This is a genomic window from Ruegeria sp. BHSA163 (assembly GCF_059613365.1).
Genome location: NZ_JBXWSJ010000111.1, coordinates 1 through 5,559, shown reverse-complemented (window position 1 = coordinate 5,559; position 5,559 = coordinate 1). Strand labels below are relative to the sequence as shown.

Sequence of the window (5,559 nt, the reverse complement as noted above, 5' to 3'; positions counted from 1 at the left end):
GTGTGTAGCCGGTGACATCTGCAATCAGCAAATAACCTGTGTGCGTTGTTGTCATCGGCTCCCCCTGATCGAGAAAAAGATACAGTGCGCTCATTTTAGTTGGAATTTTTAATCAAACAACAACCATGCCCGTATTGGGCTCGGTGCGGTCATTCGCTGAAATGCCGCGAGCGACCGCAATGCGGACAGAGCCGCCTTTCAATATTGGAGTTGCTAATACGTGAAATAATTCGCCTTATACGATTTACCCGAGGAGAAAAATCAACATGGATAACAAGGTCTGCGTTATAATTGGTTTCGGTCCCGGGCTTGGGACAGCTTATGCCGAAACATTCAAAAATGCCGGATATGACCTTGCGCTTCTCAGTAGGTCCGGCGTGGGGCTCAGAGAATTGGAAGGTGCCGACAATTCCGTCAGAGCATATGAATGTGATGCTGGAGACTCGGAAAGTCTTAGAACTGCGCTGAAGTCGGTCCAAAACGAAATTGGTGAGATCGACGTTGTTATCTACAACGCGGATCTCGCCCAGTTTGGCCCGATCGAAGATGTTACGGAAATTCAATTCGAGCAGAGCTGGCGCGTCGGCGCGCTGGGATTATTCACCACAGCCAAGCTTCTAGGGCCTCAAATGTCTGAGCGAGGGTCGGGTGCCATCGTTATATCCGGTGCCACCGCTGCCCTTCGCGGGAATGTATGGACTACGGCCTTCGCACCTTCGAAGTCGGCCCAACGCACGTTGGCGAATTCGCTGGCAAAGCAACTCGGACCGAAAGGAGTACACGTTGCCTACTTGGTCATCGACGGCGTAATCGACACCGAAGACACTCGAGCAAATTTTGCACCGAACGAACCCGACGAGTTCTTTATCAATCCTGCCAAGATTGCTGAAACCGCATTGATGCTTGTAAAGCAAGACAAGTCCGCATGGACCTTCGAACTCGACATTCGTCCGTTCGGCGAGAAGTGGTAATTTAACTGCAGTTTGAGTGAAGGTTTTGTGAATGAGTCCGGCACTAGGTGTGAGTGCCGCTGACGGAGGATCGAAGGTTGGAAATTTTAGGAAGCGTCGCCTTTGTAAGTGGCGGCAGCGGTGGACTTGGTTCTGAGATCTGTAAGCAACTCGCACGCAACGGAAGCAAAGTGCTTGTCGGATACCGCAATGGATCGGACCGCGCTGAAGCAGTCTGTGCGGACATCAAAAGCCAAGGCGGCACGGCTTTCGCTGAACAGTTTGACCTCACCGATCCTGCTTCAGTGCATGCCTGTATTGACAAGATAGTCAGCAAGTTTGGTGGGCTGGACATTCTCGTGAACAATGCCGGCATGGCGTCTGGCGGGCACAATGTGCCAAATGGTGATCTGGACGCACTCACCCCGGAGATTTGGACAGAAATGCTAACGGTGAACTTAAGCGGTCCATATTATCTTACCAGAGCTGCTGCTCCTCATCTGCGGACGTCCAATTGGGGTAGAGTTGTAAACCTTTCATCTACAATTGGGCATGGGGATTGGGGCGCCGCCGCAGCCTATGCACCAAGTAAAGCCGCTGTCGTACCCCTTACAAGGTTTCTGTCTGTAGCCTTGGCTCCCGATATCACGGTGAACTGCGTATCTCCTGGTTTGATGGAAGGGACGCAAATGTCTGGTGGGGCTCCCGAAGATTACGTTGCAATGTGGCGAGATCGGTCGCTTCTTGGAACAACAACCTCAATTGACGACGTTGCGCAGCAGGTGCTGTTGTTTTGTAAGAGCCCTACAATTACCGGACAGACTGTCGTGATAGACGGGGGTATTCACTTTATCTGATGTCCGCAATGGGCTCGAAGCAGTCGTTCGCCGCTACTTGCTCGTGGGACTGCTTTGCGGACTAAACAGCCATCCGAATTTATCTGAGAGCCGTCAATTTTCGAAGCGACATGAAAAGCTAGTGGGATAAAGTGGGTCGCCTTTCCCGTCATACTTTGCAACACTCGGATACGCGCATAGGGGCCTAGAACCAGTTGGTCGCGCCTGCTCGTCAAGCCAATACGCAGTGATTTCATCAGGAGCTTCACCTGACTCTACCCACGCGTCGATTTCGGTCAGGAAATTTACCCACGAAGGTCCGGGACCTCCAAAGCAATGCTCTACTCCCGGCATCATGAACAATCGGATGTCGTCAGACGCACTTGAGTCGTGTTCTAGGAGATCCTCATAATATCCAATCATCGCCAACCCGGATGCTGCACTATCGTGCCAACCCGAATACAGCAGCATTTTTCCGCCTCGTGCGCGGAAAGCTGACAGGTCAGGGTCGGTCGCATTCAGGGTTTCCGCGGCTGCCGCTGAGTCCTTCGCGTAGTTGCTGAAGTCAAAATCCACATATGTCCAGTTGGGATCATTGTAGACGAAATACTTCATTATACCGTTGCCGAAGCTGAACAAGGCACTGGGAGACACCGGAGCCTCAAATCCACCGGCCCCGACACCTTCTTGGAAGTCTCCATCAAAATAACTCAATCCACCGGATATCCAGCGGCTCCAACCGTTTGGAGCCGTTTCCCCACCAAAGGGAAAGCCGTAGTAGAGGCTGTTGCCATCAGAATCCGACGGTCCATCATAGACGACTTTGAATGCCGCGACTTCCTCTGCGCTCAAGCAGTTTACAGACTTACTACCTTCGCATTGCAAGCTTGAAACATCGAAATTGCACTGTCGTGGGTCGTTGAGAATACCGTCTTCTAGCCCATCTAATGCATCACAGGCTGCGAGATAAGAAGTTTCGACCAACGCCTGTGCTTCAGGTCCTATAACTGCCTGCGTTAAGTCTTGTGGGTCCGGATACATCGCCTGATTAATTTGGGTCGCCTGCACAGCGATACCTGTCCAGTTATGGGCCTGTGCCCCTGCAACAACTGCGTCGAAATCCTCGGGATAGCGTAGTGCCGACATAATTGCCTGACCGCCGCCGCGAGAACAGCCCGTAAAGTAGCTGTGGGTAATTGGCTTCCCATAAAAAGCGTTGGTCAGGGCCTTGGCTGTTACCGCTGTTCGGTGCACTGCCAAATGTCCGAAATTTACGAGAGCTTCCAAATCATTTAGAGCCCAACTTGCATCACCCGGATGGCCTTGGTGGCCTGTATCGGTACCGACGGTCGCATAGCCCGATTGGAGAGAGTTAAACATCAGTGATGTATTCATCACCGATCCGACAAAACCGCCTCCTCCGCCCATGACGAATTTGCCATTCCAATCATCTGGCAGCAGAAGCTCGAAATTGATCTTGCCACCGATCACACCCGCGACCTTACAGTGTGATACAGGCTCGGTTTCTGCGGACGTCTGAGAGAGCATCACGTCAGGAAGTGACGGCAATTCAGTAGCACAGGAATTTTGCGCAGCGGCCTCTTGTCCCGATGTGAAAAAGAAAACGAGCGATACTGCAACAACCAGCGAGAATTTCGTTTCTTCTGATGTCAACGCGTTTGGATGCATCTTTATGTTCCAACCTGGCAATCAAGAATTGCCGCACAATGTCGACGCAATGTGGATCATTTTTTGAGCAACACAGAAGCGTCTTGATTTCTGTTGCGAAACTATCTGAACCGGGTACTCTCTTCAAGTTCGGTCGGTCGGCTTTGGGCTCGGAGCGGTCATTCGCTGCAGTTGGTACGAACGACCGCTGTAGCAGAAGAATAGACCTTGTTCGGATGATCTCTGTACCTGGCCTGATGCACATAAATGGCCACATTGGAAGTTGAAGCCAGCTCTAGCGCTCGGCCCGTTCAACCCAAGTTCTTCTAACAAGACCTTCGTGAAGTATCAGAGGACAAGTGCAAGTCTGCTCAGCGTCGATGACGCTTTTCAATTCGCGTTCAATCTATTGTAAACAGCTCCTGTCTTTCAGCAACACCGCGCAATCTGTATTGCCCCAGCGAAACAAGATTTGGGATGGATTTCACTAAGTCCTCTGCCACCTTGTTAGAAATAATAATGTTCTGATCTAGTGCGCTGCACATGCCAAGAATTCGGGAGGTTGTATTGACTGTCGGGCCGACCACTGTGAAGTCCAAACGAGACCTGCCGCCAATGTTGCCATAAAGTACATCGCCAGCGTGCAGCGCAAGAGTGAAGCCTGTCGTTGCTAAACCGTCCACTTTTCGTCGTTTGTTGAGTTTATCGAAGGTATCTCGCAACTCAATCGCCGCGTGAATCGCGACTCTGCGAGCGTCCGGAACCTGATCAATATCGAAGATCGCAAGCATACCATCTCCCATGAATTTCAGAACGTTTCCGCCATGGCGTTCGACTATGTCGACGGCTTCTGCGAAATAATCGTTTAGCAATTCTATTATAGAATTTCCTGGAAGCGCCTCCGATAGTTTTGTAAATCCTTGCAAATCAAAATACCAAATTACGGCTGAAATCGTTTCGGATGAACCTCGGGTGATGTCCCCGGAAAGAACGCGCCTGCTGGCGTCTCTGCCCAAATAAGCGGCAGTAATGTCTTCAGCCATGAGTCTGTTTGCCCCACACTTCAGCGTCAGGCAAAGTGGCGAAATCAATTCACGCAAACCGTCAAGTTGCTGACTTGTAAAGCCACCGCTTGCGTCGGTTGTCAACGAGATAATGGCCCCTTCCTCGGCCTGCATTGGATCCACGGGCGTAGCATTATCCTGAATAAGGAAGAAACGTTTAACAGCGAAGTAATCTGTTGCACCGCGTTCGCGAAGTTCGTCAAAGATTGGAAAGTTAAGCTTAGGTTCTTCGACTGTCAGGTCTTGTCTGATCTCTTCAAAGTTGTTTGCTAAAAGATAGTAAATCGGGCTTAGAATGTATTCTTCCGGCGCATCCGTTCTTCGAACAAAGTCTTGTCGCTCATTTCCTCCATCTCTGTGCCAGCGAAAAGCTACTGTCCCAATCTCGGGATGATGAGCGCGCACAGTAATGTTTGCTCTTTGAAGTGGAATTCCTGCTGAAACAAGACGGTTGCAGAATGCTTCAAGCCAGATTTCAACCGGCGCATTCTCCAAACCCTGTTGAACCAGCCAATCAGCTAAGTCTTTTATGGCGGTGGTCAGTTCCCAGTTTTGGATTAGTGGGGCTGCCATGATGTCCTCATAATGAGTTATCGGAAGACATAGTTCGTAGTCTAATTCACTTCAAGGACACCTCAAATTCAATTTTCCCAAGGTGCTCGCAACCCTAAGCAGATCTTCGAAGATATGACTTTGAAACGTCGGCTTCGCGGACAAATTGGATGTCGTTGAAAGTCGCGTGACAACATACGGAAAGAGGTGCTGTCAGACGAATTCGAACTCGTCTCTGGTATGCCAGTGACACTGTACTTTATTCCGCGCCAAGTTCGCGCCACTCGGCAAGAGCGGCGGTGCGTGTCAGCTTGAAGATGTCTCTGCTGGCGAGCGATCTTTCCTGGTTGAAATGGTTATAGACGGAGGAGTGGACGGAGGCGAATTTCTGCAAACTTCGCATACGCCGGAAACGTTGCATGGCGCGTTCGAGTCGTCGAAACGGCAGGTGCGAGTTTTCAACTCGGTTATTGAGCCACCTGCCCGTCT

The 5,559-nt window shown here is 50.7% G+C and carries 5 protein-coding genes; 2 read left to right on the top strand and 3 right to left on the bottom strand.

All coding sequences use genetic code 11. From position 1 onward, the window contains the following. The first annotated feature begins 266 nt into the window (after positions 1 to 266). Both AC2FNV_RS23275 and AC2FNV_RS23270 read left to right on the top strand, forming a co-directional pair. Positions 267 to 971: an SDR family NAD(P)-dependent oxidoreductase gene (locus tag AC2FNV_RS23275; RefSeq protein ID WP_170604854.1), complete on the top strand. Its 705-nt coding sequence runs from the start codon at positions 267 to 269 to the stop codon at positions 969 to 971. A 77-nt stretch (positions 972 to 1,048) separates the two neighbouring features. Further along, positions 1,049 to 1,807, top strand: a complete 759-nt coding sequence (locus AC2FNV_RS23270) for an SDR family NAD(P)-dependent oxidoreductase (protein WP_170611045.1) — start codon at positions 1,049 to 1,051, stop codon at positions 1,805 to 1,807. A gap of 93 nt (positions 1,808 to 1,900) precedes the next feature. Here AC2FNV_RS23270 and AC2FNV_RS23265 read toward each other — a convergent pair whose 3' ends face one another. The 3 genes from AC2FNV_RS23265 to AC2FNV_RS23255 all read right to left on the bottom strand — a co-directional run. Continuing rightward, positions 1,901 to 3,475 carry a tannase/feruloyl esterase family alpha/beta hydrolase gene (locus AC2FNV_RS23265; protein WP_170611048.1) on the bottom strand — a complete coding sequence of 525 codons (1,575 nt, stop codon included), beginning with the start codon at positions 3,473 to 3,475 and terminating at the stop codon, positions 1,901 to 1,903. Between the two features lie 380 nt (positions 3,476 to 3,855). Continuing rightward, entirely contained in the window at positions 3,856 to 5,091 is a 1,236-nt protein-coding gene (locus AC2FNV_RS23260) for an adenylate/guanylate cyclase domain-containing protein (RefSeq protein ID WP_170609105.1), read from the bottom strand. Between the two features lie 238 nt (positions 5,092 to 5,329). Further along, positions 5,330 to 5,559 (bottom strand): DDE-type integrase/transposase/recombinase (locus AC2FNV_RS23255; protein ID WP_496774682.1); only part of this gene is annotated, 230 nt, incomplete at its 5' end.

Excerpts from the sequence above, each read along its gene's own strand:
- AC2FNV_RS23275 (WP_170604854.1), top strand. The coding sequence starts at position 267 with ATGGATAACAAGGTCTGCGTTATAATTGGTTTCGGTCCCGGGCTTGGG.
- AC2FNV_RS23265 (WP_170611048.1), bottom strand. The coding sequence starts at position 3,475 with ATGCATCCAAACGCGTTGACATCAGAAGAAACGAAATTCTCGCTGGTT.
- AC2FNV_RS23260 (WP_170609105.1), bottom strand. The coding sequence starts at position 5,091 with ATGGCAGCCCCACTAATCCAAAACTGGGAACTGACCACCGCCATAAAA.